Raw genomic sequence first — 26,379 nt, 5'->3', positions numbered from 1 at the left:
AATAATATAGCCATTTAAAGTGAAATATAAACATCTTCAATATCCCGACTATCAAAATTTAAAAGGAAGTGTCACATGGAATTCAGAAACCTGGATATGAATGATCTGGAGGAGATAATCGCGCTCCAGAATGCTGTCTATGATTCATTGGAAGACAAGGAAGTGCTCGAGACGCTGACGAAGGAAGAATTTGCGGAAATAATAAGGCAGGGATATATCATCGGCGTCTTCAAGGGCGACGTGCTTGTTGCTACGCGCTCCATGTATATCCCGTCAGCAGACGAACCGGAACATCTTGCGGATGATGCGGGCATCAGTGATAAAAGCCGCGTCATCTATTCCGAAATCACCTTCATCGATCCCGCCTCAAGAGGGCAGGGCATGCAGACCGAAATGGGCAGGGAGCTGATCCGCCGGGTAAGGGAGTCCGGGGATTTCAATCATATAATGACTACAGTCATGCCGGGGAACATCCCGAGCCTGAAGGACAAATTCAGACTCGGTTTCAAAATAGTGAAGACGACATACAAATATGGCGGCAAAAAACGTCATGTCATGCAGCTCAATCTCTTTGATGCGCCCGTTCCAACCGGTGAGTCTGAGAATGTGCATTTCCAGGATACCGAATGGATGCTTGCCAACAGTGAAGTTTATATCGGTGACAATCTCGCGGGAGAGTATATCATTTATTATAAAAAATAATCATAGGATATGGAGGATTGCATGAGCAATCCTTCTTTATTTCCAGGATATTTTATATTACCACTTCATATAAATTGTGTTTTATCCGGATGGAAAGGGTAGTGAGGAGGGACAGATAAAATTAAGGAGGGACAGGACTTGATAGAACTGTGGGAAAGTGAATATACAAATATTGTCCAGATGACAGTTGATGGGAAGATGACAGAAGAAGATGTGGAAAGGGTTGAGACGTTCATCGACGGTCATTATGGAAATGAAGAGACATTGAATGCATTTGTAGATATAAAAAATCTTGGAGGCACCGATCTTTTAGGAATTGTAAAAGGGATGCTTGTGGATATTAAACATTGGAAACAATACGGAAAATTTGCCGTAGTCACCGATTCAGTATGGGTGGAAGGCGGCTCGACAGTCTCAGACCTTGCACCGGGTATTGAAGTGGAACAGTTTGACCGTGCACAGAAGGATCAGGCATGGGAGTGGTTAAAAAAGTAACGAAGCCAAATCAGGGTGAAGAATATAAGTTTGATGATATCCGGGACATAAAAATCTATGTCCCGGATATCTTTTATGTATAAATGAGTGCTTGAAAGCGAGAGGATATACTGTTCCCGCACAAGCTGATATAATGATACTGAAGAGAAAAGATGGAATGAAGAGGTGAGGATGATGGGGCACGATCATCATGACCACACGCATGGCGCCAACAAAAAAGTGCTTCTCCTGAGTTTCATACTCATTGCATCATTCATGGTCATTGAAGCAATCGGAGGGTGGCTTACGAACAGTCTCGCACTGCTTGCGGATGCAGGCCATATGTTCAGCGATGCAGTCTCGCTTGCGATTGCACTGGCAGCTTTCAAATTCGGGGAGAAAGTCGCCGATTACAGTAAGACATATGGATACAAGCGTTTTGAAATATTGGCTGCAGTGTTCAACGGTGTGACCCTGGTACTCATATCACTGTTCATCTTTTACGAGGCGGTACAGAGATTCATGTCACCGCCTGAGGTTGCTTCCGGCGGGATGCTGGCGATTGCCGTCATCGGCCTCTTGGTGAACATACTTGTTGCATGGATATTGATGCGCGGGGACACGGAACACAACCTGAACCTGAAAGCTGCCTTCCTGCATGTAATAGGGGATATGCTCGGTTCGGTCGGAGCCATCATTGCGGCAGTCTGCATCATGCTTTTCGGTTGGGGATTCATGGACCCTTTGGCCAGCATAATCGTTGCGGTACTCATACTCATCAGCGGCTGGAGGGTCACGAGGGAATCGCTTCATATCCTGATGGAGGGCGTGCCGAAGGATATAAATCTGGATAACATAGCAGAATCACTGAAAAGCATAGACAGGGTGGAAGGGATACACAGCCTTCATGTTTGGAGCATCACCAGCGGACAGAATGCAATGAGCCTCCATGCGGTTGTAAAAGGCGACCTGACCGTCCACGAATCACAGGCGATCATCAGTGACATAGATGAAAAAATGAAGGAAGAGGGAATCGGGCAGGTGACCATCCAAATTGAATGCAGGCATCACGGACACGATGAAAACATAGTATGCTGAACAGAAAAAGAGCCGTAAGGCTCTTTTTTTCTATAGCTCATCCAGCAGCCCCAGCTGCACTTTCAATTTTTCAATGGCCTTCTTATTCGACTTCTGCCTGATGAGCCCTTCAGCGGCACTGGAGAGTACACTGACAGTCGTGTTGTCGCCATCCCCGGTTATTTTCAGATGTGCCACCGCCGGATTCAGATCCTTGATTCCTGTGCCTATATAAAACAGATATTCATCATCCGGCAGGTCATGATGGTCTATGGGCACGGTAATCTCCCGGATCTTATCAAGAGTCACTTCCGACGGCGTATCCACTGTAAACTCCGTTTCAACCTGGTGCAACTTGACCAGGAAGTTAAATACTTTGCCGGTTCCGTGCTGCTGTTTCATGATTTCCGATATTATCTTCTTGTATGTCTCATCTGAAAGTTTCATCGAATTGCTCCCTTTATGTGCTGTCTAACATACATGTTAGCATAATGCTTTGCAACAATACAAAAAAGCCCTGATTCCAAAAGGATCAGAGCTTTTATAATTGAAAGCAGAGTTATTATCTTGAGTAGTACTCAACGATCAGCTGTTCGTTGATTTCAGCAGGAAGCTCGGAGCGCTCCGGCTGGCGTACGAATGTACCTTCAAGTTTTTCTTCATCGAAAGTCAGGTATTCAGGTACAAAGTTGTTGTACTCGATAGCTTCTTTGACGATGTCGAGGTTGCGTGATCTTTCACGAAGACCGATAACCTGTCCAGGTTTGAGCATGTAGGATGGGATGTCCACACGACCACCGTCCACTGTGATGTGACCGTGGTTTACAAGCTGGCGTGCCTGACGGCGTGTTCTTGCAAGGCCGAGTTGGTATACCACTGCATCGAGGCGGGAAGCGAGAAGGATCATGAAGTTCTCACCATGAACACCTTTCATTTTGCCTGAACGGTCGAAGATTGTGCGGAATTGACGTTCGTTGATTCCGTACATGTAACGCAGTTTTTGCTTCTCCTGAAGCTGCATGCCGTACTCTGACAATTTCCTTCTCTGAGTCGGACCGTGGTCACCGGGCGCGTAAGGACGGCGCTCCAGTTCTTTGCCGGTACCAGTCAGGGAAATGCCGAGACGACGGGATTTTTTCCAAATTGAACCTGTGAATCGAGCCATTTTGACTCCTCCTTAATGTGTTTAGTTTATGCAACAAACATCATAAGGGTGACAACCACTTACATGGGCATGCGATTTAAAGTGCCTTCGCCTAATAGCATCAGTTACACAGCACACCTCTTGAGGGGACCGCATACTGGCATGTAATAATTATCCGCTACTTAATCCGTTTATTTACACAATTAGTAATTCTACATCACCCTGCAGCATAAGTCAATGGATGATATGATTAAATGTGGTTTTTCAGTATATCCACGAATTCTGCGAGACCGGCACGGTCTTCTTCTGTGAACCGTTCGTATACAGGTGCATCGATATCGAGTACTCCGACTGGTTCACTGTCCTTATAGATCGGTACGACGATTTCCGATTTGCTGTTTGCATCACAGGCGATGTGCCCCGGGAATTCATTGACATCGTCGACGATGAATATATCGTTGCCCCTGAATGCAGTGCCGCAGACCCCTTTGCCGTTCTGTATGCGGACGCAGGCAGGAAGACCCTGGAAGGGGCCGAGTACGAGCTCATCCGTTTGTTCTTTATAGAGGTAGAAGCCGACCCAGTTTACATTATCCAGGAATTGATTGAGCAGGCTTGCGGCGTTGGACAGATTGGCAATCCGGTCCGCTTCGTCTTCGATCAGTCCTTTCAGCATCTGGTTAAGCTGTGTGTAGTCCTTGATTTCAACTGCCGTATACATTGCATCACCTTTATCCTTTTATAAATATTATTAAATTATACAATCTTTTGAAACCTGTTTCAATGTTTAGATTTTTTAATATAATAGAACACCGGAACTCAAGTATTAATGGTAATATATTGATAGTCGGAACTTTTATTTTTATACTTATCCCCCAGGAGACGGAAATTTTCGACTGATGTATGCTGGGAAAACGACCGGAATCATAAATTGGACCATTGAATTTAACAATTGATTTATATATTTAAATGTTTTTTGTTCCTGTCATTTAAGCTATAATTGAATATATGTATAGGAGGTAGCTGTATGTGGGTTTATGTTTTAATCGTGCTCATCCTTTTGGCGATAATAGGAATGGGTACGCTATTATACATGCGGAATATAAGAAAAGATGAAATTAACAGTCAGCAGTCCAGGCTCGAAGGTGTGAAAACACTGCCTTTCCAGGATACTCTGGTCAAAGTGAAGGACTACAATCTCCACGGTGAGGCACTGACTCTCTATAAAAAATGGCAGTCTGACTGGCAGAATGCATTGAACAGCTCCCTTACTGAAGCAGAAAAAGAACTGGACTCGGCATCGGAGGATATCGACCGATTCCGTTTTAGCGACGGGCGGGAAAAAGCAGGTTCTGTAAAAGAGACGCTCGATGGAGTGGAACAGCAGTATCAGGCGCTGACTTCTGAAATCGGCCAGCTGCTTGATTCCAATGAAGCCGGTGAGAGAAACTTCAATGAATCGGAAAAGCTGTACAGAGAAGCCAAAAGGGATGTTTTGGCAAACGGTCACAAGTTCGGCGACTCCCAGCCTTCGCTTGAGAAACTGATTGAGACGTATGAACCTGAACTTCAGGAATATGAACAGCTGGTGAATGCGGGAAACTATGTGACGGCGAACAAGCACATCAACGATGTCCATGAGGAACTTTCGATATTAAAAGAGAACATGGATGAAATCCCCCTGCTCATCAAGGATGTGCAGAAGGAACTCCCGCAGCAGTTCCAGGAGATCAGATTCGGCTGCCGTGATCTTAAAGCGGAGGGCTATGACCTTGAACACATCAAAGTCGAGGGCAAACTGTCCACGCTGAAAGGTAAGCTGAATCTCGTTGAACCGCTGATCACCCGGCTGGAGCTGGATGAGGCGAGGGCAATCCTCGACGATATCAATGCTCAGCTTGATGATATGCTTGAGCTTGTGGAGCATGAAGTCCGGTCAAAGACTACAGTCGATCACGAGCAGCATATCATTACTGATGATCTGTTTCATGCCAAGGATCTCAACTACACGCTCAGGACGGAAATCGACTATGTGAAAGAGCAGTTCCATATCAATGAATCCGACATCCATAAAGTCCAGAAATTCGAGCATGAAATCGAGAACCTCATCGATATCTACGATGAAATCACTACTGAAATGCGAAAAACGACGGCGAGATACAGTGAAGTGCTTGATAACCTGGAGTATATCAAAGAGAACATCGGTGCCATCAATGATGAACAGAAGCAGATACAGGAGTACCTGATCACCCTCCGTGAAGACGAAGCGGAAGCCAGGGAAAATGCACTCCTTGTCCAGGACAGGAAAGAGGACATATACAGGGGGCTGATGGGCTCAAACATGTCGAGCGTGCCTGAGAAGTTCCTGGTCATGAAAAATGAGCTTGACATCGATGTCAAGGAGATACACAAATACTTTGAGCGCCGGCCGCTGAATGTCCAGTATATAAAGGACAAGGTGAACCATACCGTACTGCTGCTCAACAAGTTCGACCAGGAGGCATATGAGATACTTCAGGAAGCACGGCTTACCGAACTTATGATCCAATACGGCAACAGATACCGCCGGGATGACCATGATTTCAACACGATGCTGAATGAAGCGGAACGCCTGTTCAAGGAGAACCGTTATAAACGTGCGCTCGAGATTGCGAAAAACGGGCTCGAAAAGGTTGAACCGGGTGCAGCGGCAAGGATTGAAAGAGAATTTGATAATGAATAGAGGGAAGCGGCTTGGGATATTTATATCCCAGGTCACTTTTACGTAAGGAGTGGCATTTTGATATACATGGACAACGCGGCAGCAACACGGCCGTTTGAGGAAGCCCTGGAAACATTTGAACAGGTGAACAGAAACTACTATTACAATACAGCAAGCATCCACCCGGAGGGCCGCAGGACAGGGCAGCTGCTTGAGGCGTCGAGGAAGCAGGTGCTCGAACTGCTCGGTCTCGGGGGGCACGGATGTGTGTTTACCTCAGGGGCAACAGAAAGCAATAACATCGCCATACAGGGGGTACTGAAGAATAAGAAACAGTTCGGCAGCACGGTCCTTGTCAGTGAGATCGAACATCCGAGTGTCATCAACGTCATTGAAGAGATGAAAAATGAAGGATTCGACGTCAAATACATCGGTACCAAAGAAAACGGACAAATTGATCTTGAAGATCTGGGGGAAAAGCTTGATAACGATGTCGTATTCGTCACCGTGATGGCTGTAAATAATATAACGGGAGTAATCCAGCCGGTGTCTGAAATTGCGAAAATACTGAAGAATTATCCCAAAGTGCATTTCCATGTGGATGCGACCCAGGCGATGGGCAAAGTGGATATGGATCTTGGCGGGGCTGACACTCTGAGCCTGAGTGCACATAAGTTCCATGGCCTGAAAGGCGCAGGGGCTCTGATTGTGAAACGGGAGGGTATCGTCCGTCCTGTCATGTACGGCGGCGGCCATGAATCGGGCATCAGAAGCGGCACTGTCAATCTGGGTGCGGTTGCGGCGATGGCAAAAGCCATGAGGATCGCAACAGAGAACAGAGAAGAGAATTACAGAAGGGTAGCCCGGTACAATGAACGCGTGAGGGATGCAGTTTCAGCTCTCCCTTCTGTGCACGTCCAGCCCGGAGGCGTCCCCCATATACTGAACCTCTCCTTTGAAGGTGCCATGGGGGAGGTTGTGGTGAATGCACTCGGCGCCCGCGGCATCATGGTGTCGACCACAAGTGCATGTGCCTCAAAACTTGCTGTATTGAATGAAACACTCGTGGCAATGGACAATACGGAGGCGATTGTGAAGGGCAGCATCCGGATTTCATTTTCAAGCTTTACAACAGATGAGGAAGCAGATATATTAATTGAAGCTCTTAAGGGAGTACACAAGGAAATAGGAGGTGTACTAAAATGAAATACGACCACATTTTAGTGAGATATGGTGAGCTGACCCTGAAGACGAAAAACAGGAAGATGTTCGTCAATGCAATCAGAAAGACGATGATCCGTGCCCTTGAAGGTCTTGACGTCAGAGTGAGGGCGAACAGGGACCGCGCTTACATCGAACTATTCGAAGCCGATCCATATGAAGTGATGGAGAGACTGAGGCATGTGACCGGCATCCTGAGCGTATCCCCGGTTGTGAAAATGGACAGGACTGAAGAGGCGATGAAAGAGACGGCTCTTAAGTTTGCCGCGGACTTCAAACCGGGAAGTTCGTTCAAGATAGAAGTCAAGCGTGCGGATAAGGCGTTTCACCTGAAAACATTCGATATCCAGGATATGCTTGGCGGACTGCTGCTCAAAAACACTGAGGATATCAGGGTCGATGTCAGGGAGCCCGACTATAAGGTCATGGTCGAAGTGCGCCTTGACGCCATCTATATGTACCATGATGTAATCAGCTGCGTCGGGGGCCTGCCGGCCGGCACGGGGGGCAGGGCACTCCTCATGCTTTCCGGCGGCATAGATTCCCCGGTGGCAGGTTTTGAAATCATGAAGAAAGGCGTGGAACTGGAAGCGATCCATTTCCATTCCCCGCCGTATACGAGCATGCAGGCGACGGATAAGGTCAAGCAGCTGATCGATATCATGTCAGAGCGCACCGGTGTGGATATCAGACTTCACATCATACCTTTCACCGAACTGCAGACCACTCTGTATGATAAGATTCCGGATAACATATCCATGACCTCAACGCGCCGTGTCATGTTGAGGCTTACGGAAAAACTGGCTGAAAAGATAGATGCCCAGGCAGTGGTAAACGGTGAGAACCTCGGTCAGGTTGCCTCCCAGACACTCACCAGCATGCATGCAATCAATGCAGTGACAAGCTTTCCCGTCCTGCGTCCGCTGCTGACGCTTGAAAAGAATGACATCGTCAAAAAAGCAAAAGAATATGATACGTATGAAACATCCATCATGCCGTTTGAAGACTGCTGTACGATATTCAAGCCGAAGGCGCCGAAGACAAGACCGGCGCTGGACAAGGTGCTCAAGTTCGAATCGAATGTCGATTTCGATCCGATGATCGACAGGGCGCTTGAAAATATAGAAATTTATGAACCGAATGCAAAAGAAGATTCTGATACGTTCGATTCGCTGCTGTAGGCCGAGCCATGGAATTTGAACTGTCAGTCCTGCTGCTGATCATTGTGCTCGGCTTCATAGCCGCCTTCATCGATGCCGTGGTGGGCGGGGGCGGCCTGATATCCATCCCGGCACTCCTCGCAACCGGCATGTCACCGGCAACTGCCCTCGGGACCAATAAACTCGCATCTGCATTCGGGTCGTTCACCAGTTCCATGAAATTCCTCAGATCGAGGAATGTGGACTTCAGAAGGATGATGAAACTGTTTCCTGTAAGTGTCCTCGTTTCCATAGCCGGCGCCTTCATCGCAGTGAGGCTGCCCGGTGAAGTTCTGAAGCCGCTGGTGCTGGTCATGCTGATCATCGTCCTTGTCTATACATTGTTCAAGAAGGACTGGGGTGCAATAGAAAAGGAAAATGTACCTTCAAAGCGCAAGGTTGTCATACTGATAGTATTTGTCATCCTCATCGGGTTCTATGACGGCTTCATGGGCGGCGGCACAGGGTCATTCCTTCTGTTCCTCATGCTTTTCACCGGCTTTGATTTCCTCAGGGCGGCGGGCAACGCCAAAGTGCTGAACTTCGGCAGCAACATCGGTGCGCTGCTGCTCTTCATCATGATGGGTGAAGTGAATTATACCTATGGACTGGCCATGGCGGCGAGCATGGTGCTTGGTTCATACGCCGGCGCCCATCTTGCAATCTCAAAGGGAGTGGGATATGTAAGGGCGCTGTTCATCATTGTCACCAGTATACTGATACTGAAAAATATATATGATTTTCTCTCATGAGATAAAAAAGAAGCTTCCTCTGGATTCAGAGGAAGTTTCTTTGTGCTTTATGCCAGAATGTATTGTCCTTCAGTTTCAGCGTCTTGATCAGTTTGTCACTGATCGACACCTCGACTTTTTCCGTATTGCGTACGCTTATCGCTTCGTTATCGAGTGACATGATCGGATAGTAATCCAGATTTTTGTCAATGAGCAGGGTCAGCGGTCTTTCCTTGTTCAGAAGGAAGCTCGTGCCGAGTGTCCTGTGGGTATTGTTGTTGACACTTGCAAGTTCCGTCACCTGCATCGCGTGGATGAGCGGATCAATGACCGAGCCGCCGAGTGATTTGTTGTAGCCTGTCGAGCCTGTCGGTGTGGCGACGAGAATGCCGTCCCCGTTAAACTGTTCGAACAGGAAATCATTGATGTAGACATCCATTTTGATGGTTTTGACAATGCTTGAGCGCAGTGTGAATTCATTGAGGCAGTAGCTTGGCTTATTGTCATTGATGCTGACTTCGAGAAGCGGATAATTGCGCACATCCAGATTATCCTGATCGATCGCCTCTTCGAGTGTTTTTATATCCCGGTAGTGGAAATCAACATAAAAATAGTTTGCATCATCTACGGCAATTCCAAGATAGACGCAGTCATCCCGGAAGTTGTTCTTCCTGACCGACTGAAGGAATTCGCCGTCACCGCCGATGGATGCGATGATATCTGCATCATCACTTGCTGCCACTTCTTCGATGCCGTGTCTTGAGAAAATATCAGACAGCTCATCGTGCACTTCCCTGGTCTCTTCGCCGTGCGGAGCAAAGAAATATACTGTCTTATAAATGTTGTTGTTCAAACCGTTCACTCCTAAATACTATTTGTCTAGCCTATCCTTTTCTGCCATCTAATCCTTTTATACCACAGATCGTGCCGGTTTAACAATTCAGCGACCCATCAGGGACACACGCGTATAACGGCTGCCGCAATTTTTCTGTTTTTTGAACGTGGGTGGCGTTACGTTATAATTTATCCGCTCTATGGTATCATTATAAATGAATGTACTACATAGGAAAGGACTGATTTTTTGAAACGTATCATAGCGGTTGTAATCGCACTGGCGCTTCTCGTGTTCGGTGTCGTGGCCTCTGTTTTCAACGCCATGTGGGCAAGCGACTGGGAAGATGTATTCAGTGAATTCTCAGGCGGTGAATTTCCGCCTTCAACTGTGATGGAAGAGGGTGATGCAGCAAACAGGATCGCAGTGGTCAATATTGAAGGCACCATCATGGATTCGGGGGAACAGCCGGGCATGTTCCAGTCACAGGGGTATAACCATACGCTTGTGATCGAATCGCTCAAGCAGATCCTCGATGATGACACGATAAAGGGAGTCATGCTCAATGTGAACTCACCGGGGGGCGGAGTCTACGAAAGTGCTGAAATCCATAAATATCTGCAGCAGATCAAAGAGGCCGGGAAGACGGTCTACAGCTCGATGGGAGGCATGGCAGCTTCCGGCGGATACTATGTTTCCGCGCCTGCTGATCAGATATTCGCTTCCAATGAGACGATGACCGGATCAATCGGTGTCATCATGCAGAGCATCAACTACAGCCAGCTGGCGGAGGATTTCGGAGTGGAATTCGAAACTTATGCGAGTGGTGACATGAAAGAGATGCTCGGCGGACACAGGGACCCCACCGAAGAGGAGACAGAGTACGTGCAGAGCATGGTCGATGACATGTATCAGGATTTTGTCGACGTAGTTGCTGAAGGCCGGGACATGAGCGACGAGGAAGTCAAGAACCTGGCCGACGGCCGCATCTATATGGGTGAAGACGCAATGGAGAATGGTCTCGTCGACCAGATGGGCTACTTTGAGGATGCCATGAGAGCATTGGAAGAGGAAATTGGCGGCAATCCACAGGTTATCGAATACGGCTATAACGGTCAGAATAACTTCTCATTAAGCTATAAAGCCAAAAGCCTGCTGTCTGACATAACAGGCAGAAGCGACATCGAAAAGATCGAATCTTTACTGGACAACAGACAGGGCATGACGCCTATGTATCTGTATGAGAAGTAGGGGGGATACAGATGGAACATACTACAAGGTACCAGCCCGGCGCCGGAAGTGAGACGCTTATGGACAAGCTTGATCACATGGTCACAGCCCACTTCTTCACCCGGCTGGTCAGCTACATCATTGATGTGGTCTTAATCTGGTCAGCTTCACAGATTCTCATCTACCCGGTGCTCGGCATGTTCGGTATCAAAGACTTGCATTTATGGCTGCCGATATTCAGTGTGGAAAATATCGCTTCAGGGCTGCTCTACTTCCTTTACTTCGTACTGATGACCTATTTCTTCCGCCAGACACTGGGGAAGATGATTACGGGCATCAGCGTAATCGACAAGGACGGCGGAGGACTCGGTTTCATGCAGGTGCTGTACCGGGAGCTTGTGGGACGGTATATCAATAATACGCTCGCCTATATACCCTACCTGATGATCATATTCACTAAAAACAAAATCGGTCTGCATGATTTCTTCGCAGACACCTATGTGGTGAAGAATGATTATCAGGGTTATAAAAATATGATTAAAGCGCGTATGTACAGGGAAACAGGTAACGGAGATAACAATTATCAGGAGGATGATCTACAAAATGGCTAAAGTAACATTCAAAGGTAACCCTATGACATTGATCGGTGACGAAGTGAAGGTCGGGGACCAGGCACCGGATTTTTCAGTTTTGGATACCGATCTCTCAGAAGTAAAGCTCAGCGACTATGATGGTAAGAAAAAGCTGATCAGTGTCATACCGTCAATTGATACAGGGGTATGCAGCACTCAGACCAAGACATTCAACGAAAGGGTTGCGGATGTTGATAACACAGCTGTACTGACGATCTCTAATGACCTTCCTTTTGCCCAGAAGAGATGGTCCGCGGATGAAGGATTGGACAATGCGGTGACTCTGAGTGACCATAAGGATCTTTCCTTTGGCAGGAACTACGGCGTCGTCATGGAGGAGCTCAGACTGCTCGCACGCAGCGTGTTCGTCATTGATGAGAACAACAAAGTCGTCTATGTGGAGTATGTGCCGGAAGGTACGGATCATCCGAATTATGACAAAGCGATTGAAGCATTGGAATCTATATAATATAATAGTATAATGATTTGTCTGGACTGTCCGAGCGGGGCAGTCCCTATTTTATGTTTAATGAGGGATCTAAATGGAATTATCACAGATGGAAAATGTTTATCATGCACTGATAGAAGAGTCGGACCGTCTGCTTGAGAGCAATCCGGATGCCACAAGGCTGGAGGCATTGGGAGAGGCGTTGATACGTGTCGAAAAGGACGGCTCCTACAGTGATCTGAGGAAAGCGTTCCAATTCGCCTACCTCTATCATGTAAAAGAAGAAAAGGTGCAGCCGAACCACCAGCTGACACCGGATGCAATCGGCTACTTCATATCCCACCTGCTGCAGCTGTTCAACAAGGACCCGATCAGACTGCTGGACGCAGGAAGCGGAACCGGCCACCTGTCGATGACAGTAAAGGAACAGATTGAGGACACTGAACTGTTCGGAGTGGAAGTGGATCCGCTGCTTGCCCAGATGAACGTGAACCTGTGCGATTATCTTGAAGTGCCGATGGATATATATCCGCAGAATATCATAGAACCCGTCAGGCTGCCGCAGGTGGATGCGGCGATCGGTGACCTCCCGGTCGGCTACTATCCGCTCGAGGTGGAGGGATTCACCACGGCGTTCAAGGATGAGCGGAGCTACGCGCATCTTCTCATGCTTGAGAGCGCAATGAGTTATGTTAAAGATGATGGTATAGGGGTGTTTGTAGTACCGTCGGATATGCTTGAAGAAAAAAACGAGACGATCAAAAAGTACCTTTCCGAATCGGCGACACTGTTGATGTTCCTGAATCTGCCGAATTCCATATTCAAAACAGAGAATCAGCGGAAATCGATCATTGTCCTTAAAAAGAAATTTTCACCTCTCAAGAACAATGAAGTATTGATCGGTGACATACCGGACTTCAAGAATGCCGGCCAGTTCAAACACTTTTTAGCCCAGACAGAATCATGGTATGATAGCTATGCTAATGACTATTAAGTTATCGGGAGGAAAACATGTCTAAAATAATTGCAATAAATGCGGGAAGTTCTTCGTTCAAGTTCCAGCTGTTCGAAATGCCCGCTGAGAAAGAGATAGCCAAGGGACTCGTAGAGAGAATCGGCTTGGATAATGGTATCTTCTCCATCACGGTGGATGGCGGGAAGAAGACGATAAATCAGGACTTTAAAAATCATGAGGAGGCAGTCAACCTCATGCTGGAAAAACTTGTTGAGAACGGCGTCATCAGAAGTATCAATGATATCGATGCCAGCGGACACCGTGTGGTACACGGCGGTGAAGTGTTCGACAGCTCCGTGCTGATCGATGACGAAGTCGTCAGGGAAATACAGAAACTGAGTGAACTTGCACCGCTGCACAACCCGGCGAACCTGATGGGCATCAATGCCTTCAGGGAACAGCTGCCGGATGTGCCGCATGTTGCGGTATTCGATACGTCATTCCACCAGACAATGCCGGAAAGCTCCTATCTCTACAGTCTGCCGTACAACTACTATGAAGACTACGGCATCCGTAAGTATGGATTCCACGGCACCAGCCACAAGTATGTCACCCAGAGAGCATCGGAACTGATGAACAGGCCGCTTGAAGAGCTCAGGATCATCAGCTGCCACCTCGGTAACGGTGCGAGCATCGCGGCTGTAAAAGGCGGCGAATCGATTGATACTTCCATGGGCTTCACGCCGCTTGCGGGAGTTACAATGGGGACCCGTTCAGGGAATATCGACCCGGCCCTGATCCCCTATATCATGGAAAAGACGGGTAAATCTGCTGTGGAAGTTCTGAATGTCCTGAACAAGGAATCGGGACTGCTTGGTGTGAGCGGATTTTCCAGTGATCTGCGCGATATCGAGAAAGAAGCGCAGAAAGGGAACGAAAGAGCAGAACTCGCACTGGAGGTTTTCGGTGAACGGATCCACAAATACATGGGCTCCTATGCGACACGCATGGGTGGACTGGATGCAATCATCTTCACGGCGGGAGTCGGGGAGAACTCCGATATCGTGCGTGCCAAAGTGCTGGAAGGGCTTGAATTCATGGGTGTCTATTTCGACCCGACATCCAACGATGTACGCGGACAGGAGAAATTCATCAATCATCCGTATTCACCGGTCAAGATCATCATCATTCCTACAAATGAAGAAGTGATGATTGCGCGCGATGTAATGGAGATCGCAGGACTCTGATCTAAAGCGAAAAAGCGGCCCCGGAGCTGATCCGGGGCCGCTTTTTATTTCCTCTGAGTTCAGTTATTGCTTGTTTTCATTCATGAACTCTTCAGTTGCCACAACCGGTTCGAAATCATCCGGAAGGTTTTCCGTTCTGACCACCAGTACATCGCAGGGAGCGTGGCGTACGATATTTTCGGAAACGGAACCGATGATGAACCTTTCGACTGCGTTAAGACCGGTCGCACCACAGGCAATCAGATCTGCGCCTGTCTTTTTGACCGCTTTTTTAGGTATGATATTTTTTGGAGAACCGTAGTCTATGATCTTAACGACATCTGTGACGCCTCTTTCCACAGCCAGCTCCTCATAGCCGTCCAGCAGTTTCTGTGCAAAATCGTTCGCCCGCTGCGAGATGGTCCTGTCATATGCCTCGACTGATGCAAATGACCGTGTGTCAATCACATTGATGACTGAAAGTGTGGAATCGTTACGCTTGGCAATTTCAATCGCCTTATGGAATGCCCACTCTGCCTCTCTCGATCCGTCTACTGCAATGAGGATGTTGTTGTACTTAAGCATTATTATTGCCCCTTTCGTGTGTGATATCGCTTTCTTTATACTATACCACGTTTTAAAAATTTATAACTTATGTGAACCAATTCTCATGACGGTTTTGTTAACTGTGTGTTACAATTGCTTCAATGAAGAAAGGAGATATTGCAATGATTATTGGTGTTCCAAAAGAAATCAAGAATAATGAAAGCCGTGTGGGGCTTACTCCGGCGGGCGTCCATGCTTTTGTAAAGGCAGGACACACGGTCAAAGTTGAAAAGAACGCGGGAGCCGGTTCATATTTTGATGACTCCGACTATGTTGATGCAGGCGCTGAAATCGCTGAAAACCCAGCTGCAGCATGGAATGCTGACATGGTGGTGAAAGTCAAGGAACCGCTTGCCGGGGAGTTTGGCTACTTTAAAGAGAACCTGATTTTATTTACTTATCTTCATCTTGCTCCAGAAACCGAATTAACGAAAGCGCTTTTAGAGAAAAACGTCGTATCGATTGCCTATGAAACGATCCAGGCCCCTGACGGCTCGCTGCCTCTGCTTTCACCTATGAGTGAAGTTGCGGGACGGATGGCAACACAGATCGGAGCAGAGTACCTGCAGAAGATCAACGGCGGAAAAGGTATCCTGCTGAGTGGTGTGCCGGGTGTTTCCCGCGGCAAAGTGACCATCATCGGCGGCGGCATGGCGGGTACGAACGCTGCTAAAATGGCAATCGGTCTCGGTGCCGATGTAACCATTCTGGACCTCAACCCGAAACGTCTCAGGGAACTGGATGATCTGTTCGGCGCCAGTGTGCAGACGCTCATGTCATCGCCTCTCAACATTGCACAGGCGGTGAAAGAAAGCGATTTAGTGATCGGTGCCGTCCTCATACCGGGGGCCAAAGCGCCGAAACTCGTTACGGAAGACATGATCAAATCGATGAACGCCGGCTCAGTGATTGTGGATATCGCAATCGATCAGGGTGGTATTTTCGAGACGACGGATAAAGTGACAACACACGATGATCCGATCTACGTGAAGCATGAAGTCGTCCATTACGCAGTCGCGAACATGCCGGGTGCAGTGCCGCGTACTTCCACGATAGCGCTCACCAACGCAACGATGAACTATGGACTCCAGATTGCCGATAAAGGATACAGGGAAGCTGCCAGGCAGAATCCTGTCCTGCTCGGCGGATTCAATACGTATGAAGGTCATGTGACATACAAGGCTGTAGCAGAAGCTCAGAACCTTGAATATACTGATATAGAAACACTGCTCTGATACATCAGGAATAGCCTCCGGAGGAAATTATCCGGAGGCTATTCCTATGGATTACGTCTGCCGATCGACAGCCACCGTATCGAAGGGGATGCTTCCTGTCAGCTCTTTCAGCTGGGATTCATCCTTGACAAGCGGGATGATGACAATCCGCTTTTTGGCATGGATCTTCAGTTTTGCCAAAGGCTGCAGGGCACTGAAGTCATCCATATCGATATCCCTCACATCATACATGATCCCTGATGCGTCATGATCGACGAGTTCATCCAAAAGACGGCTCTGAAGAAATGCCGGAACTTTGCTGAATGACGGCCCCACGATGAAATGACGTCCGCCGATGACTTTGGAAAGTTCGCGGACGAACGGCAGGTCCAGGTGGTGATGCCGGTCGGAAAAGACCTGGTCTGTAACAAATCCATCGGCATCCGCCATCAAGCGGGCGGACTCGATGATGATGTTTTTCAGCATGAAAGGGTTGGATTCATCCCAGTGGTTCAGTGATGCAAAGATCTCCGAACCGGGATGGAGTGCTTTTTTCATGCCGGGCAATACAGTGTTCGGAGTGCTGAAATCTTCCTTTGCAAGGATTTCAGATGTAAATCCTTCTGACAGATTGTGGTTTCTCTGAATGGTTTTCACATGATTCACCTCACAGGAAATTGTACCATATCATGCATGATTACCGTGTCCTGCGGGTAGTGTTAATATATATCATCATAATGGAAAGGGAGTATTTTCATAATGAAACTCAGCTATCATGGACATTCAATCATCGCTTTGGAGAACAATGGCTCCAAAGTGCTCGTCGATCCATTCATAAACGGAAATGAACTTACCGACCTCGATGCAGATAAAGTCGAAGCCGACTATATTGTCCTCACCCACGGGCATAACGACCATGTCGGGGATACGGTGGACATCGCAAAACGCAATAATGCAACAGTCATTGCGCCGGTGGAGCTTGCGGACTATATCGGCAGCAAGGATATCGAAGTTGCGGCGATGAATATCGGCGGCAGAAATGAATTCGAATTCGGCTCCGTCAAATTCGTACATGCTTTCCACAGTTCGAGCTATACTTTCGATGATGGTTCCGGTCTGGTCTATACAGGGATGCCGACCGGCATCATCCTCGAGGCGGGGGATAAGAAAATCTACCACGCCGGGGATACGGGGATTTTCGGTGACATGAAGCTCCTCTCGGAACTGAATGGGCCGTTTGATGTATTCTTTGTGCCGATCGGCGACAATTTCACAATGGGAATCGATGATGCGGTGTATGCGACCGATAATCTGGTGAAACCGGGGACAGCCGTCCCGGTCCATTACAATACATTCCCGCCAATCAGGCAGGACCCGCAGGAATTCAAAGACAAACTGTCCACCGACTGCCAGGTGTTGACAGCCGGTGATGAAGTCAGATTTTAGAATGCAGATATGTTTATAGAATAAGGGACACTCGCTGTGTCCCTTATTTTTAATGTATAATGGACTCAAGGTGATCAAATGTCAAAACATGATGAAATACTCGAATATATACATGCATTGCCGGAAGGCGCTAAAATTTCAGTGAGGCAGATATCCGCGAACCTGGATGTCTCGGACGGCACCAGCTACCGGGCGATAAAATCCGCCGAAAAGGAAGGGCTCGTCAAAACAATAGAAAGAGTGGGGACGATCCGCGTTGCGCCGAGAGAATCCGCCGGGGAGGGCAATCTCACATTTCAGCAGGTGAACCGCGTCATCCAGGGCACTATCCTCGCCGGCAGGAAAGGGATGGCACACGAAATCACCCGCTTCATCATCGGTGCGATGCGTACAGAAGCGCTCGAGACATATCTCGAAGAGGGGGCCCTCCTCATTGTGGGCAACCGTGAGGATGCCCAGTGGCGTGCCATGGATAACCGTTCAGGAATACTCATAACCGGGGGGTTCGGCCCCGCTGCAGGAATCATGGAAAAAGCGGAATCACTCGGCCTCCCTGTCATTTCGACCAGTGCCGATACATTTTCTGTGGCTTCCGTCATACAGCGGGAACTCTACAGCAGATCCCTTATGAGCAATGTCGTCACAGCGGACGATCTGGTTGTAAGGCAGGAGAAGTATGTATATGACCTCAAAACCGCTGATGCGCGCGGATATATCCCGGCGGACAAGATGACTGTCCTGGTGGAAGGGGAGAGGTATCTCGGCACCATCCGCTCTTCAGACATCCCTTCAGTGGATAAAGAACGTTACAGCGAATGGCTGCAGCAGAATATCGAAGTGCTGCCGTCGGGCACACTCCAGACACTCAGGCAGGTGATGAGCTGGCACCAGCTCAATATAGTGCCTGTAGTCGACAGAGAGCGCCGGTTTCTGGGTGTTGTGCACAGGCGTGATGTGTTCAGGGAGTTCGAGCCGAGAAAGCTCAGCACGGGCATGTCGTCGGAAGAAGTAATCGACCGGGAAATCCGTATAGACGAAAACAGGGTCCGCATGAAAGTCATGCCTTTTATGACGGATGAATATGGAAGCATCACCCAATCAGCTTTCATGAGGCTCGTCGAACGGCTGACAGCAGTAGTGCTGAAGAGCCGGGGCATTCACAGCTACCACATAGATTCATTGAACCTTGTAAATGTGAAGCTCGTACAGCTCAACCAGGAAATTGTCCTGGAAGGCAATATCATCGACCTCGGCGACCAGTTTCTCCGCCTTGAAGTCGAGACCTCCTCTGAAGGGAATGTATTATCCAAGGCCATGCTGATGATCCAGCATTACAGCGATCATAAAAAATAGACAAGTGGATTTCCACTTGTCTATTTGCCGCTTTGACGCTGTTTGCGTTCAAATTCCTCCCAGGCTTCCTCTTCAATGGGGAGGTTGCCTTTGAAATACTTCCTGGCAGCATTGAAATGCCAGATGTTATACGCACCCAATATAATGAATAACGCGCCGATTATATAGGAAACAGCTGTATGGAACTGGATGATGGTATTCAGCCCGAAAGCGAGGATGAGCAGACCGAGCCAGATCCTTGATATGCTGTTAAAATGTGCAGATTGAACATCACGTCTGCTCCTGATCTGCCTTACTTTGAAAAGCAGGAACAAGAAAAGGCTGGCCAGCAGCAGGGTAACCAGAACAGATACCGATATTTGATATAACATTTCCATCTGATACAACTCCATTCCACATTGTAGTATAATTTATAATGCTTACCAAGTAAATATTTGGAGAGGGAGAATCACAATTGTTCACAGAATATATAAAACAGTTTTCACAACTAAAAGCACATTACAGGGAAGTGCTCAACCTGATCAACGAGTATGACGAAATCATCATCATGCGGCATAAACGCCCCGACCCCGATGCCCTGGGCTCCCAGCTCGGGCTGAAGGCGGTACTGAAAGCGATTTTTCCGAATAAATCCGTCGCGGCGCTCGGAGAGGAGGAGGCCTCCCTCAATTACCTGGGGAGGATGGATCCGGTGACCACGCTCCGCAACCCGCTGCTGATCGTACTGGATACTGCCAACAGGGACCGTATAGACGGGGATCTGTCCGTGGGGGAAAAAGTGATCAAGATCGACCATCATCCGGATCATGATCCATACGGTGACATCAATATAGTGGAGACGGGTGTGTCCTCGACGTCCGAACTCATCTATCTGCTCACTGCACTGTGGGGATTCGACAATGACTACATCAATGATGAGTCGGCAAGATTGCTGTTTGCCGGCATAGTGGGGGATACGGGCAGGTTTCTATTCAGTAATACGAGCAGCATGACCCACCGGATCGCTTCGGAACTGAAGACGTTCGATTTTGATGCTGCACAGGATATGCAGCTCATGAATGTGCAATCCCTAAATCAGTTCAGGTTCAAAGGATATCTCATCGATAACTTTGAAATCACCGACAAAGGTGTGCTGTCAGTATGGGTGCCGAAATCCGTACTCAGGAAATATGACCTGACCAGCAATGAAGCGAGCATGAGCGTCAACATGTACCGGGAGATTGAAGAAGCGAAGATCTGGTTCATGGCGGTGGAGGAGGAAGACGAGATTCGCGTGCGTCTCCGCTCCAAGGACACGGTGATAAACGATGTTGCAGAACAGTTTGGAGGCGGGGGCCACCCGTTTGCCAGCGGTGCGAGCCTCAAGACAGGTGAAAGTATCCCTGATATGATAAGCGCCCTTGATGCCAAGCTTTAGAAAGGAGCACAGTTGTCCATGATCAATTTGAACGTACACAGCTGTTTTGATTTTTTAAACAGCAGCATCAGAATTGATGAACTTTTAAAAAAGGTTTCCGACGATGGGCAGCATGCTGTTGCTCTGACGGATTTCAACCGGATGCACGGTGTTTACAGCTTTTTGCAGAAAGCACCCGGATACGATGTGAAACCGCTCGCGGGCATGGAGATAAAAGTTGCGGACGGGCTTGACGGCATACCGCTGATACTGATTGCAAAGAACGACCGCGGTTACCGGGAGCTCATAAGGCTGTCGGCAATGCTGTCCTATAAGTCGATTGAACATACTCCGCCCGGATTTCTTGCGGACAATATAAAAGAATGCGTCGCTGTAGCGACGGATGACGCCGGAGTGGCAATTCTGGACGCCATGAATACTGCTGAAAGCGATAAATACCAGTCCCATACTGTAGGCGGTGACGCCTATACCAGAGTATATGCCGAAGCCTCCCGCTACCTTTCTCCATCGGGATTGCCGGCACTCACGGTTTTAAATGCAATCCGTGACAATGTAAAGCTTGACCCCGGGGAAATCAGTGAGCGGACAGGAACGGCTTTCGTCAAAACCCATCAGGACCTGACGGAGGACGAGCGTTCCTGTCTGGAACACAACAGGCAGATTGCACAAAAATGCAATGTCTCAGTCCCAAAAACAGAGAATGTCCTGCCCGTGTTCCCGCATCCTGACAACCACGACTCGAAGGAATACCTCTGGCAGCTTCTTATGGACAGGCTGCCCGCAGTGGCCGGGGACCAGCCAGAATACAGGGAACGCCTCGAATATGAATACGGCATCATCATCGAGATGGGATATGAGGATTATTTCCTGATCGTGCAGGATGCGGTGAATTACGCCAAGGATGCCGGTATCTATGTCGGTCCCGGGCGGGGCTCCTCGAGTGCCAGCCTCGTATCATATCTTCTGAACATTACAGAAATAGATCCGCTCAGATACAACCTGCTTTTCGAACGTTTCCTCAATCCCGAACGTGTGACGATGCCTGATATAGACATCGATTTCGAAGATACACGGCGGGATGAGATTGTCGATTATCTCATAGATAAATACGGCACGATGAACGTCGCGCACATCATTACCTACGGTACTCTCAGTGCCAAGATGGCGGCGCGGGACGTCGGGCGTGTCCTCGGATTTACAGATGAAGAGCTGAAACTTGTTTCAGGCATCATCCCTGATGGTCCGGGTGTGACACTTGAAAAAGCTTTTTCATCGGATAATTTCCGCGCGCTTATGGAGGCCGACGGCAAGTACAGGATTTTCAGGGACATATGCATGAAGATCGAAGGGCTGCCGAGGCATTCCTCGACACATGCGGCGGGTGTGCTGCTGAGTGAAAGTCATCTGACAGACGTCGTACCTGTCATCTTCTCGGACGAGCATACCCTGAGCCAGTGGACGATGACGGAAGTGGAGTCGGCGGGACTGCTTAAAATTGATGTGCTCGGTCTCAGGAATTTGTCATTGATCAGGTACATGGTCAATAAAATCCGGCAGACGGAACCGGGTTTCGATATGAAGAGTATTCCGCTCGATGAACCGGACGTCTACCGTCTTCTCGCCAGGGGGACCACTCTCGGCATATTCCAGCTCGAATCAGACGGCATACGCAAAGTCATCCAGGATGTGAATCCCAAAGGCTTCCTGGACCTGGCTGCTGTCATCGCGCTGTACAGGCCCGGCCCGATGAAGGAAATCCCGCATTTCATAGAAGGGAAGGAGAACCCGGGCGGAGTGTCGTACCCGCACCCTGACCTCGCTGAGATACTGGAGGAGACGTATGGTGTCATAGTATACCAGGAGCAGATCATGCAGATTGCCGCTAAAATAGCCGGCTATTCATACGCAGAGGCGGATATACTCAGACGGGCGATGAGCAAGAAGGACAGGGCGACGCTTGAGAAGGAGCGTTCCCATTTCGAACAGGGTGCTGCTTCCAGGGGCTATGGAGCTGAGCTCGGACAGTTCATTTTCAATCTGATCATGGAATTTGCCGACTATGGTTTTGTAAAGAGCCATGCGATTGCATACAGCCGCATTTCCTATATACTGGCGTATATAAAGACAAAATATCCCGAGATTTTTTATGCCGTCATTCTGACGCACCATTTCGGCAATGATGTGAAGATGAAGCAGGTGACTGATGAAATCAGGCAGCTGCGGATAGATATCCTGCCCCCTGACATCAACCGCTCAGCCTGGATGAATACGGCCGGGGACGGTATCAGACTCGGGCTTGGAATGATCGGCGGGATTACGTTCCGCACGGCCGAAGCCATAATAGACGAGCGGAAGAACGGACCTTTCAAAGATCTCTATGACCTGAAAACACGCGTGGAGACAGTCAATCTGAACAAAAAGATGCTGCGGCAGCTGATTATCTCAGGAGCTCTGGACAGTTTCCGGGAGAACAGGAAAACGATGCTCCAGTCCCTTTCCATGGTGGAGAGTATAAACGCTGAAGAGTATTCACATGATTCTTTCCTGAGCACGCTGGGTTTCAGTGTGAAAAAGGAGTACCAGTACGCCGATGAGATGGATCCTCTGGAAATGCTCGAAGGGGAGAAGGAAGTATTCGGTTTCTACATCTCGGAGCATCCGGTCAAGATCATGCACAGGGATATGCAGTACATTCCTTTTACACTGCTTCATCACGCCAGGCGGCGGGGCGATTATCTGCTGTTCTATGAGAACGTGAAAGTGATCAGGACCAAAAAAGGGCAGAACATGGCATTCGCAAGTGTTTCCGACGGTTTCCGCGAGATGGAGGCGGTCATTTTCCCGAAAGTCTACTTCAACATCCATGGCAGGCTGTCTGAGAAGATGCTGGTGACCTCCGGCAGGATAGAAGAGAGGAAAGGGCAGAAACAGCTCATCATAGACGATGCCGCTTCTCCTGAAGTCTTCGAGAAGGAATATTTGAAATCAGCCGGGAAGGTATTCATAAGGCATGCGGGCAAGTACGATTTCAGCAAAATTCTCGGCAATGCGGGAATTCCTGTGCTGGACTTCTTGAACCGTGAAGAGATCGGCAGGGTGAAGCTGCAGGATCTGCCGGTGCTGATATCTATGCTGGATAAAGAGGATATACGTATTTTAAGATAATTTGTTGTCACACAATATCGATAATGTTAATATGAAAAGTGGTATGACCACTCAGAGAAAGGGAGATCAATTTGTCGCTAAGAGATGATGCACTACACATGCACAAGCAGAAGCAAGGAAAACTATCAGTAAATTCCAAGGTGGAGATCAAAGACAGGGAGGCACTCAGCCTGGCCTATTCCCCGGGTGTTGCCGAGCCGTGCAAAGAGATTTATGAGGACGAACGCACAGTCTTCGACTATACGATTAAAAGCAACACAGTCGGTGTGGTGACGGACGGGTCCGCAGTACTCGGACTCGGCAATATCGGTGCGAAGGCGAGCCTGCCTGTAATGGAAGGCAAAAGTGCGCTTTTCAAAAATTTTGCCGGTGTGGATTCTTTCCCGATAGCGCTTGAGACGAACGACGTGGATGAGATCGTCAACACGGTCAAACTGATGACTCCCATTTTCGGGGGAATCAATCTGGAGGATATTTCTGCACCGAGATGTTTCGAAATTGAGGAGAGACTGAGCCGCGAGACGGATATCCCGGTTTTCCATGACGATCAGCACGGCACTGCAATCGTGACTTTGAGTGGTCTTATGAACGCGCTGAAGCTGACGGATCGTTCCCTGAATAAGATCAAGGTCGTCCTGAACGGCGCCGGGGCTGCCGGAGTGGCAATTGTCAATCTGCTGTACAGCTTCGGTGTAAAAGAGATGATCATGTGTGATTCAAGAGGTGCAATCTATGAAGGCCGTCCGGACGGCATGAATCCGGTCAAGGAAAAAATCGCGCAGTTCACAAATCAGGATCAGGTTGAAGGCGGGCTGGAAGATGTGATCCAGGATGCCGATGTATTCATCGGGGTTTCCATCGAAGGTGCATTGACCGAGGAAATGGTCAGGACGATGGCAGAGGATCCGATCATCTTCGCCATGGCGAACCCGAATCCTGAAATCATGCCTGATACGGCAAAAGCTGCAGGCGCAAGCATCATAGGTACGGGCCGCAGTGATTTCCCGAACCAGATCAACAATGTACTCGCCTTCCCGGGCATATTCAGAGGTGCACTGGATGTGCGTGCAACACATATCAATGATGAAATGAAAAAAGCGGCTGTCGTTGCGATTGCCGACCTGATTTCTGAAGACGAACTGAGGGCCGATTATGTCATCCCGGATGCATTCAACAAGGAAGTCGCTCCCAACGTTGCAAAAGCAGTGGCAAAAGCGGCTATGGAAAGCGGAGTCAGCCGTATCAAAGTGGACCCGGAAGAGGTCTACCAGAATGCGCTAAAACTAACGCAGTAATTACGGGGGGACTATGGAAGAAAGAACGGGTTTGGAACATATCGTAGAACAGATTCACAACCTGGTGGAAGCTGAAAATATCCAGGTGGGCGAAAAGCTCCCGAGTGAGAGGTATCTGAAGGATAAGCTGAATGTCAGCCGGCAGAGTGTCAGAGAGGCACTCAGGGCCCTTGAACTGCTTGGCATCATCTATGTACGCCGCGGTGAAGGCACTTTTCTCGCCGACATAGACAACCATCAATTATTCCAATTGATCGGCAAGTACCTCATCAGAACAAAAAGACAGCAGGATGAAATCATAGAGATCAAAGAAATGATTGAAAATCATGTCAGGGCAAAGCATGGCGATAGAGACATGTCTGTCTATGATGATGACAATCAAATATTAAAAAAAATTCACGTTTTGCTCGATAAATATTCACGAGCCTTCAATTCGTAATAGAAACAAGGGGTTAAGTATGCTAAAAGACTTGTTTTCCAAGCTGAATAAAAAAGTAAATGAAACCAACTCGAATGACGGTACATTCGAAAACAGCGCTTCAATCATGACCAAATGCCCGAACTGTAAAAAGATCCTTTATTCGAAAGAACTCTATAAAAGGCTGAATGTCTGTACTAACTGCAACCACCACCTGCCGATAACAAGCGTTGAACGCATGGAGGCGCTGATGGATGAGGGCACGGTTACAGTACTTTTTGAAGAAGTGACATCCGCCAATCCTCTTGAATTCCCGAATTATGGATCGAAACTTGAAAAGGACCGGCAGAAGACCGGCCTGAATGAAGCGGTGGTCTGTGCGGAAGGTGAAATAGATGGTACGCGGACGGTTGTCGCCGTCATGGATTCGCGGTTCAGAATGGGAAGCATGGGTTCTGCTGTCGGCGAAAAGCTTGCCAGATCATTCAACTACGCCACTGACAGAGGGCTGCCGGTCATCGTTTTCACAGCGAGCGGCGGGGCCCGCATGCAGGAAGGCATCGTCTCCCTGATGCAGATGGCCAAAGTGAGTGTGGCGATTGAAAAACACAGCCAGGCGGGACTTTTATACATTGCCTATATGACGAACCCCACAACAGGCGGTGTGTCGGCAAGCTTCGCTTCAGTCGGGGATATCAATCTTGCTGAAACAGGTGCCCTCATCGGTTTTGCGGGCAGACGCGTCATCGAGGAGACCATCAAGGAAAAACTGCCCGACGATTTCCAGACGGCGGAATTCCTGCTTAAACACGGACAGCTTGACAGGGTTGTCGACCGTAATGATATGAAAGACTATCTCGGAAAAATACTCAGAATGCATAGCGGGGTGTAGT

General features: G+C 48.5%; 27 protein-coding genes. 20 read left to right on the top strand and 7 right to left on the bottom strand.

Annotated features, from left to right (window positions below):
* The first annotated feature begins 75 nt into the window (after positions 1–75).
* The 3 genes from WN59_RS02790 to WN59_RS02780 all read left to right on the top strand — a co-directional run bounded on the left by WN59_RS02790 (position 76) and on the right by WN59_RS02780 (position 2,274).
* Positions 76–702, top strand: coding sequence for a GNAT family N-acetyltransferase (locus WN59_RS02790; protein ID WP_046512197.1), 627 nt, complete (start codon positions 76–78; stop codon positions 700–702).
* A 138-nt stretch (positions 703–840) separates the two neighbouring features.
* Positions 841–1,197, top strand: coding sequence for a SpoIIAA family protein (locus tag WN59_RS02785; RefSeq protein ID WP_046512192.1), 357 nt, complete (start codon positions 841–843; stop codon positions 1,195–1,197).
* 174 nt (positions 1,198–1,371) lie between these two features.
* Positions 1,372–2,274, top strand: a complete 903-nt coding sequence (locus tag WN59_RS02780; protein ID WP_046512189.1) for a cation diffusion facilitator family transporter — start codon at positions 1,372–1,374, stop codon at positions 2,272–2,274.
* A 30-nt stretch (positions 2,275–2,304) separates the two neighbouring features.
* Here WN59_RS02780 and WN59_RS02775 read toward each other — a convergent pair whose 3' ends face one another.
* From WN59_RS02775 to WN59_RS02765, 3 genes are all read right to left on the bottom strand, one after another.
* Complete coding sequence (locus tag WN59_RS02775; protein ID WP_046512186.1) at positions 2,305–2,700, bottom strand: hypothetical protein; 396 nt, start codon at positions 2,698–2,700, stop codon at positions 2,305–2,307.
* Positions 2,701–2,815: 115 nt separating this feature from the next.
* Positions 2,816–3,418: a 30S ribosomal protein S4 gene (rpsD, locus tag WN59_RS02770; protein ID WP_046512181.1), complete on the bottom strand. Its 603-nt coding sequence runs from the start codon at positions 3,416–3,418 to the stop codon at positions 2,816–2,818.
* Between the two features lie 229 nt (positions 3,419–3,647).
* A complete protein-coding gene (locus tag WN59_RS02765; protein WP_046512177.1) occupies positions 3,648–4,118 on the bottom strand; it encodes a GAF domain-containing protein in 471 nt (156 codons plus the stop codon).
* A gap of 306 nt (positions 4,119–4,424) precedes the next feature.
* Between WN59_RS02765 and WN59_RS02760 the strand changes: the two genes are divergently transcribed.
* The 4 genes from WN59_RS02760 to WN59_RS02745 all read left to right on the top strand — a co-directional run bounded on the left by WN59_RS02760 (position 4,425) and on the right by WN59_RS02745 (position 9,270).
* Positions 4,425–6,119 carry a septation ring formation regulator EzrA gene (locus WN59_RS02760; RefSeq protein ID WP_046512175.1) on the top strand — a complete coding sequence of 565 codons (1,695 nt, stop codon included), beginning with the start codon at positions 4,425–4,427 and terminating at the stop codon, positions 6,117–6,119.
* A gap of 66 nt (positions 6,120–6,185) precedes the next feature.
* A complete protein-coding gene (locus WN59_RS02755) occupies positions 6,186–7,304 on the top strand; it encodes a cysteine desulfurase family protein (RefSeq protein ID WP_231577086.1) in 1,119 nt (372 codons plus the stop codon).
* Positions 7,301–8,500, top strand: a complete 1,200-nt coding sequence (gene thiI / locus WN59_RS02750) for a tRNA uracil 4-sulfurtransferase ThiI (RefSeq protein ID WP_046512168.1) — start codon at positions 7,301–7,303, stop codon at positions 8,498–8,500. Before WN59_RS02755 ends, thiI begins: the two co-directional genes overlap by 4 nt.
* Positions 8,501–8,508: 8 nt before the next feature.
* A complete protein-coding gene (locus WN59_RS02745; protein ID WP_046512165.1) occupies positions 8,509–9,270 on the top strand; it encodes a TSUP family transporter in 762 nt (253 codons plus the stop codon).
* A 25-nt stretch (positions 9,271–9,295) separates the two neighbouring features.
* Here the strand turns inward: WN59_RS02745 and WN59_RS02740 are convergent, their stop codons facing one another.
* Positions 9,296–10,102: an NAD kinase gene (locus WN59_RS02740; RefSeq protein WP_046512162.1), complete on the bottom strand. Its 807-nt coding sequence runs from the start codon at positions 10,100–10,102 to the stop codon at positions 9,296–9,298.
* Positions 10,103–10,330: 228 nt separating this feature from the next.
* On the opposite strand from WN59_RS02740, the gene sppA reads away from it, so the two are divergent.
* The 5 genes from sppA (at position 10,331) to WN59_RS02715 (ending at position 14,593) form a co-directional block, all read left to right on the top strand.
* Positions 10,331–11,332: a signal peptide peptidase SppA gene (gene sppA / locus WN59_RS02735; protein WP_046512158.1), complete on the top strand. Its 1,002-nt coding sequence runs from the start codon at positions 10,331–10,333 to the stop codon at positions 11,330–11,332.
* Between the two features lie 11 nt (positions 11,333–11,343).
* Positions 11,344–11,922, top strand: a complete 579-nt coding sequence (locus tag WN59_RS02730) for an RDD family protein (protein ID WP_046512154.1) — start codon at positions 11,344–11,346, stop codon at positions 11,920–11,922.
* Complete coding sequence (gene tpx, locus WN59_RS02725) at positions 11,915–12,412, top strand: thiol peroxidase (protein ID WP_046512151.1); 498 nt, start codon at positions 11,915–11,917, stop codon at positions 12,410–12,412. Before WN59_RS02730 ends, tpx begins: the two co-directional genes overlap by 8 nt.
* Positions 12,413–12,485: 73 nt before the next feature.
* The gene (locus WN59_RS02720) at positions 12,486–13,385 is read left to right on the top strand and encodes a class I SAM-dependent methyltransferase (RefSeq protein ID WP_046512148.1); all 900 of its coding nucleotides are present in this window, start codon (positions 12,486–12,488) and stop codon (positions 13,383–13,385) included.
* Between the two features lie 17 nt (positions 13,386–13,402).
* Positions 13,403–14,593, top strand: coding sequence for an acetate kinase (locus tag WN59_RS02715; protein WP_046512144.1), 1,191 nt, complete (start codon positions 13,403–13,405; stop codon positions 14,591–14,593).
* A 63-nt stretch (positions 14,594–14,656) separates the two neighbouring features.
* Here the strand turns inward: WN59_RS02715 and WN59_RS02710 are convergent, their stop codons facing one another.
* Entirely contained in the window at positions 14,657–15,157 is a 501-nt protein-coding gene (locus WN59_RS02710; RefSeq protein WP_017549101.1) for a universal stress protein, read from the bottom strand.
* A 143-nt stretch (positions 15,158–15,300) separates the two neighbouring features.
* Between WN59_RS02710 and ald the strand changes: the two genes are divergently transcribed.
* Complete coding sequence (ald, locus tag WN59_RS02705) at positions 15,301–16,413, top strand: alanine dehydrogenase (RefSeq protein ID WP_046512141.1); 1,113 nt, start codon at positions 15,301–15,303, stop codon at positions 16,411–16,413.
* 51 nt (positions 16,414–16,464) lie between these two features.
* Here the strand turns inward: ald and WN59_RS02700 are convergent, their stop codons facing one another.
* On the bottom strand, positions 16,465–17,049 hold the full coding sequence (locus WN59_RS02700; RefSeq protein WP_046512138.1) for a hypothetical protein: 585 nt from the start codon (positions 17,047–17,049) through the stop codon (positions 16,465–16,467).
* 102 nt (positions 17,050–17,151) lie between these two features.
* Between WN59_RS02700 and WN59_RS02695 the strand changes: the two genes are divergently transcribed.
* Positions 17,152–17,838 (top strand): metal-dependent hydrolase, encoded by a 687-nt coding sequence (locus WN59_RS02695; RefSeq protein ID WP_046512134.1) that lies wholly within the window; start codon positions 17,152–17,154, stop codon positions 17,836–17,838.
* 78 nt (positions 17,839–17,916) lie between these two features.
* Complete coding sequence (locus WN59_RS02690) at positions 17,917–19,191, top strand: DRTGG domain-containing protein (protein WP_046512130.1); 1,275 nt, start codon at positions 17,917–17,919, stop codon at positions 19,189–19,191.
* Positions 19,192–19,211: 20 nt separating this feature from the next.
* On the opposite strand, the gene WN59_RS02685 is transcribed toward WN59_RS02690, so the two are convergent.
* On the bottom strand, positions 19,212–19,568 hold the full coding sequence (locus WN59_RS02685) for a YtpI family protein (RefSeq protein ID WP_046512127.1): 357 nt from the start codon (positions 19,566–19,568) through the stop codon (positions 19,212–19,214).
* Between the two features lie 77 nt (positions 19,569–19,645).
* On the opposite strand from WN59_RS02685, the gene WN59_RS02680 reads away from it, so the two are divergent.
* The 5 genes from WN59_RS02680 to accD all read left to right on the top strand — a co-directional run bounded on the left by WN59_RS02680 (position 19,646) and on the right by accD (position 26,378).
* Positions 19,646–20,608, top strand: a complete 963-nt coding sequence (locus tag WN59_RS02680; protein ID WP_052747238.1) for a DHH family phosphoesterase — start codon at positions 19,646–19,648, stop codon at positions 20,606–20,608.
* Positions 20,609–20,626: 18 nt separating this feature from the next.
* The gene (locus WN59_RS02675; RefSeq protein WP_046512124.1) at positions 20,627–23,773 is read left to right on the top strand and encodes a DNA polymerase III subunit alpha; all 3,147 of its coding nucleotides are present in this window, start codon (positions 20,627–20,629) and stop codon (positions 23,771–23,773) included.
* Positions 23,774–23,844: 71 nt separating this feature from the next.
* Entirely contained in the window at positions 23,845–25,068 is a 1,224-nt protein-coding gene (locus WN59_RS02670; RefSeq protein ID WP_046512121.1) for an NAD(P)-dependent malic enzyme, read from the top strand.
* Between the two features lie 13 nt (positions 25,069–25,081).
* Entirely contained in the window at positions 25,082–25,507 is a 426-nt protein-coding gene (locus WN59_RS02665; RefSeq protein ID WP_046512117.1) for a FadR/GntR family transcriptional regulator, read from the top strand.
* Positions 25,508–25,526: 19 nt separating this feature from the next.
* Positions 25,527–26,378: an acetyl-CoA carboxylase, carboxyltransferase subunit beta gene (gene accD / locus WN59_RS02660; RefSeq protein WP_046512112.1), complete on the top strand. Its 852-nt coding sequence runs from the start codon at positions 25,527–25,529 to the stop codon at positions 26,376–26,378.
* Position 26,379: the final 1 nt, after the last annotated feature.

The sequence above is a fragment of the Salinicoccus sediminis genome, from assembly GCF_000986795.1.
Lineage (GTDB): Bacteria > Bacillota > Bacilli > Staphylococcales > Salinicoccaceae > Salinicoccus > Salinicoccus sediminis.
This window is presented reverse-complemented; position numbering and strand designations above follow the sequence as displayed.

Excerpts from the sequence above, each read along its gene's own strand:
- accD (WP_046512112.1), top strand. The coding sequence starts at position 25,527 with ATGCTAAAAGACTTGTTTTCCAAGCTGAATAAAAAAGTAAATGAAACC.
- WN59_RS02685 (WP_046512127.1), bottom strand. The coding sequence starts at position 19,568 with ATGGAAATGTTATATCAAATATCGGTATCTGTTCTGGTTACCCTGCTG.
- WN59_RS02695 (WP_046512134.1), top strand. The coding sequence starts at position 17,152 with ATGAAACTCAGCTATCATGGACATTCAATCATCGCTTTGGAGAACAAT.
- WN59_RS02745 (WP_046512165.1), top strand. The coding sequence starts at position 8,509 with ATGGAATTTGAACTGTCAGTCCTGCTGCTGATCATTGTGCTCGGCTTC.
- WN59_RS02790 (WP_046512197.1), top strand. The coding sequence starts at position 76 with ATGGAATTCAGAAACCTGGATATGAATGATCTGGAGGAGATAATCGCG.
- WN59_RS02730 (WP_046512154.1), top strand. The coding sequence starts at position 11,344 with ATGGAACATACTACAAGGTACCAGCCCGGCGCCGGAAGTGAGACGCTT.
- WN59_RS02775 (WP_046512186.1), bottom strand. The coding sequence starts at position 2,700 with ATGAAACTTTCAGATGAGACATACAAGAAGATAATATCGGAAATCATG.
- WN59_RS02715 (WP_046512144.1), top strand. The coding sequence starts at position 13,403 with ATGTCTAAAATAATTGCAATAAATGCGGGAAGTTCTTCGTTCAAGTTC.
- WN59_RS02760 (WP_046512175.1), top strand. The coding sequence starts at position 4,425 with ATGTGGGTTTATGTTTTAATCGTGCTCATCCTTTTGGCGATAATAGGA.
- WN59_RS02675 (WP_046512124.1), top strand. The coding sequence starts at position 20,627 with ATGATCAATTTGAACGTACACAGCTGTTTTGATTTTTTAAACAGCAGC.
- WN59_RS02720 (WP_046512148.1), top strand. The coding sequence starts at position 12,486 with ATGGAATTATCACAGATGGAAAATGTTTATCATGCACTGATAGAAGAG.
- WN59_RS02755 (WP_231577086.1), top strand. The coding sequence starts at position 6,186 with ATGGACAACGCGGCAGCAACACGGCCGTTTGAGGAAGCCCTGGAAACA.
- WN59_RS02765 (WP_046512177.1), bottom strand. The coding sequence starts at position 4,118 with ATGTATACGGCAGTTGAAATCAAGGACTACACACAGCTTAACCAGATG.
- WN59_RS02690 (WP_046512130.1), top strand. The coding sequence starts at position 17,917 with ATGTCAAAACATGATGAAATACTCGAATATATACATGCATTGCCGGAA.
- WN59_RS02780 (WP_046512189.1), top strand. The coding sequence starts at position 1,372 with ATGGGGCACGATCATCATGACCACACGCATGGCGCCAACAAAAAAGTG.
- ald (WP_046512141.1), top strand. The coding sequence starts at position 15,301 with ATGATTATTGGTGTTCCAAAAGAAATCAAGAATAATGAAAGCCGTGTG.
- rpsD (WP_046512181.1), bottom strand. The coding sequence starts at position 3,418 with ATGGCTCGATTCACAGGTTCAATTTGGAAAAAATCCCGTCGTCTCGGC.
- tpx (WP_046512151.1), top strand. The coding sequence starts at position 11,915 with ATGGCTAAAGTAACATTCAAAGGTAACCCTATGACATTGATCGGTGAC.
- WN59_RS02710 (WP_017549101.1), bottom strand. The coding sequence starts at position 15,157 with ATGCTTAAGTACAACAACATCCTCATTGCAGTAGACGGATCGAGAGAG.
- WN59_RS02665 (WP_046512117.1), top strand. The coding sequence starts at position 25,082 with ATGGAAGAAAGAACGGGTTTGGAACATATCGTAGAACAGATTCACAAC.
- thiI (WP_046512168.1), top strand. The coding sequence starts at position 7,301 with ATGAAATACGACCACATTTTAGTGAGATATGGTGAGCTGACCCTGAAG.